The organism is Nitrospirota bacterium, from assembly GCA_016214385.1.
Lineage (GTDB): Bacteria > Nitrospirota > Thermodesulfovibrionia > UBA6902 > JACROP01 > JACROP01.
Map to the genome: position 1 here is coordinate 1,586 of JACROP010000109.1, position 3,795 is coordinate 5,380.

3 protein-coding genes are annotated in these 3,795 nt (G+C 45.0%); all 3 read left to right on the top strand.

Translation table 11 applies throughout. From position 1 onward, the window contains the following. A partial coding sequence (locus HZC12_07085) for a diguanylate cyclase (protein MBI5026477.1) occupies window positions 1-1,447 on the top strand: 1,447 nt, incomplete at its 5' end. A gap of 24 nt (window positions 1,448-1,471) precedes the next feature. Beyond that, complete coding sequence (locus tag HZC12_07090) at window positions 1,472-2,395, top strand: amidohydrolase family protein (protein ID MBI5026478.1); 924 nt, start codon at window positions 1,472-1,474, stop codon at window positions 2,393-2,395. Window positions 2,396-2,693: 298 nt separating this feature from the next. Further along, complete coding sequence (locus HZC12_07095) at window positions 2,694-3,617, top strand: cation transporter (GenBank protein ID MBI5026479.1); 924 nt, start codon at window positions 2,694-2,696, stop codon at window positions 3,615-3,617. The last annotated feature ends 178 nt before the right edge of the window (window positions 3,618-3,795 follow it).

Sequence of the window (3,795 nt, forward strand, 5' to 3'; positions counted from 1 at the left end):
TTTCAAGACCAATGTCCCACAGGATACTTTCCCTGTAAAGCGGTTACCTGAGGGGAAGGGCCTTTTGGGTGTGGTCTTGAAGGAGGGTATTTCCATCCGCCTCGATAAGGCCTCGTCTGATCCCCGGTTTGAGGGCCTGCCTGCAGGTCATCCATTTATTGGAAGTCTCCTCGGCATCCCTCTATTACTCAGGAATACGGTCATCGGCGGCCTATTTGTTGCAAATAAACAGGGGGGTGAGCCCTTTACACAGGAAGATGAGGACCTCCTCCTGATGCTCGGCCTACAAGCAGTCACAGCTATTGAAAACGCAAGGCTCTATACAAAGACGGTTGAACTTGCAACTACCGATGAGCTGACAGGTGTTTCAAACCGCAGGGTCTTTATGGAAGAGCTTTCCAGGGAGGCTGCACGCGCCGGACGCTATAACCTTGCCTTTTCCTTACTCATGATAGATATTGACCACTTTAAATGGGTCAATGACAGCCACGGTCATCCTGCAGGCGATGCTGTTTTGAAATCACTTGCAAGGATACTCAAGGGGCAGGTCAGGCAGGTTGACATTGTAGCACGATACGGGGGAGAGGAGTTTGCCATTATCCTGCCCGAGACCAGTATTGATGGGGCAAGAGTTGTTGGTGAGAGGATAAGGGCGGCAATTGCCAGTACCCCCTTTTCGATAGATCATGAAAAGAATATCGGGGTTACAGTAAGTGTAGGGATCTCCTGCTTCCCTGAGAGTGCCCAATCAGTTGAATTGTTGATAGAAAGGGCTGACCAGGCACTCTATACAGCAAAGAGGGAAGGAAGAAACAGGGTCTGCCTCTATCATGAGACCCTGATAGCCATGTTGGAACATAACCCGATGGAGATCGCATCCCTTTTAAACAATGACCTGAACAATATCCAGACCATATTAGCTGTTATAGACATAAAGGCCACATTCTTTCGTGACCATACAGAAAAGGTGGAGCACTATGCCTCACTTTTGTCGCAGGCCCTGAATCTTGATGACACAGAAAGGGAGAGGCTCAGGCTCGCATGTCTCCTGCACGATATAGGTGTTGTGACAATCAGGAGTGCCATTCTGGAAAAACCCGATGCCTTTACAGAGGAGGGATGGGAAATAATAAAGGAACATCCTGCTGCAGGGGCAAAGATTATTGAGAATGTCCCTGCACTACAACACCTCGCTCCTGTAATTCACTCCCATCATGAATGGTATGATGGTAAGGGTTATCCTGATAGACTCAAAGGAAATGAGATACCATACCTATCACGGATAATCGCTGTTGCCGATGCCTATGCTGCCATGACATCAGAGATGCCGTGGTACAAGACTGTTTCAAAGGAGGAGGCAAAAGAGGTGCTTAAGGCAGGGGCAGGGTCCCAGTTTGACCCTGAGATTGTAGAGGCATTTTGCCGGTATGTTTATGAAAAAGGCTAAGTGATGCTATAATTCAGACCATATATGGCAAAAAACCTCATAAAAGATAGGAGTTTCATCGACCTTCACACACACGGTATCGGCAGATACGATACGAGGACAAAAAATCCAGAAGATATCCTCAAGATGGCAGAGCTTCACAGAAAGGCCGGGACATCTGCCATCCTGCCAACCATTTATTCCGGCACGATTGATGAGATGCGAAGGAATATGGAAGCAGTGAAAAAGGCAATGGAAATTCAACAGTCGTCAGTCGTCAGTTGTCAGTTGTCGGTCAAAAGACAAGAGACTATCGACTATCGACTATCGACTATCCTCGGCGTTCATCTGGAGGGCCCTTTCCTGAATCCTTCAAGATGTGGGGCTCTAAATAAAAATTCCTTCATAAGGCCTGCCCTATCTTCCCTCAAAGGGTTAATAGATGGCTACGAAGATATCATAAAGATAATAACCATTGCACCTGAACTGCCGGGCGCATTAAAAGTAATAGCGCGCTGTGTTGAATACGGGTTTAAAGTAAATATGGGGCATTCTGATGCAACTTATAAACAGGCTCTTGATGGGAAAAAGGCAGGAGCAGGGGGAATAACTCATATATTTAATGCAATGCGTCCATTTCATCACCGCGAGCCAGGGCTTATCGGACTTGGTCTCCTCGATGAGGACTTATATATAGAGGTTATTGCTGATGGAGTCCATGTGCATCCTGAGACCCTGAGATTAGTCTTCAAGACAAAGCGGATTGACAGGATTATTCTTGTCTCTGATTCAATCAAAGTCGGTACGACTCGATACCGAGACGCAGCAGGGGCTCTACGCGGCAGCTCTATAACATTAACAACTGCGGTAAAGATACTAAAAGCACTCCATATCCCCGAAGCAGAAGCAGTGGAAGCTGCAGCAGACAACCCGGCAAAATATTTAAATCTTAAATTAAAGAGATGGTAAATTTTTAACCCGAATTACGCAAGGGCATATGAAAAACACTCGCCCATTGTCATTCCGATCCGCCGAAGGCGGAGAGGAATCTTATGAGCCCTCCATCAGGCGAAACAAAGATTTCTCGTTACACTCGAAATGACACTTCGTTCAGGGCAGGCTCCGCGAGGAATCTCATTTTGAGTGATGAGATTGCCACGTCGTCCCGAAACTTCGTCCCGATAAATCGGGACTCGCAATGACATTTGGGGAGGCTTGCGTAATTTGGGTTTAACTAAAATTTGAATTGTCTTATAATTAACCTATAATGCGTCTTCAAAAAGTCAGAAGGGTACTTTTTTACACATTTTTTCTCAACATGGCCGTTGCCGCAGCAAAGGTTATCTATGGTTATATGACAAATTCAATAAGCATGCTCTCTGACGGCTTTCATTCCTTCTTTGATGGGACATCCAATATCATAGGTATTATCGGCATATGGATAGCATCACACCCCCCTGATGAAAAACACCCTTACGGCCATAAAAAATACGAGACCATCGCAACTATTGCCGTAGCCTTCCTTATATTCATAGCCTGCTTCCAGGTATTAAGGAAGGCCTATTTTAGTTTTAAAATGCCTGCTGCCATTGAGGTCACATCTATAAGTTTTGCTGTTATGGCAATAACCCTTTTAGTCAACCTGGCGGTAATGACTTATGAGACAAAAAAAGGTCGGGAACTTACGAGTGATTTCCTCATAGCAGATGCCCTGCATACAAGAAGCGATATCTTTGTTTCCGTAGCAGTCATTATAAGTCTCATTACTGCAAAATTCGGCTATCCGTTGATCGACTTCATTATAAGTCTCATTACTGCAAAATTCGGCTATCCGTTGATCGACTCAATCGCAGCCATTATTATTGCCTTTTTGATTGCAAAGATGGGCTTTAATATCCTGAAAAGTGCCTCTGATGTCCTGGCTGATACTGTATGCATAAGGACGAAAGAAATAGAGGATGTAGTTATGACAATTGAAGGTGTGAAGGGGTGCCACAGGGTAAGGACGAGGGGCAGGGAAGACGAAGTACGCCTTGACCTGCATGTCCTCATTGATCCCAAAATGCAAACAGATAAGGCCCATGACTTAGCACACGCTGTAGAAGAAACCATAAAAAACAGATTTCCCCATGTAGTAGATGTATTGGTTCATATAGAGCCCTATACAAGAAGTGGCAGCGTCTGTGATTAGTGAACAGTGTCACTGATAACCGACACTGTTTAAAGGGCTGAATAAGTTCAGATACATATGAGACAAAATAAAGTGCAACTATTCAGCAAATGTTTGAAATAATGCGTCATTCCTGCGGAAGCAGGAATCCAGAAAAAGATATTGAAAAATTGGTTAAAAGGACTGGATTCCCGCCTTC

What these genes read in the sequence shown, in the direction of transcription:
- HZC12_07090 (MBI5026478.1), top strand. Translation starts at nt 1,472, where the DNA reads ATGGCAAAAAACCTCATAAAAGATAGGAGTTTCATCGACCTTCACACA.
- HZC12_07095 (MBI5026479.1), top strand. Translation starts at nt 2,694, where the DNA reads ATGCGTCTTCAAAAAGTCAGAAGGGTACTTTTTTACACATTTTTTCTC.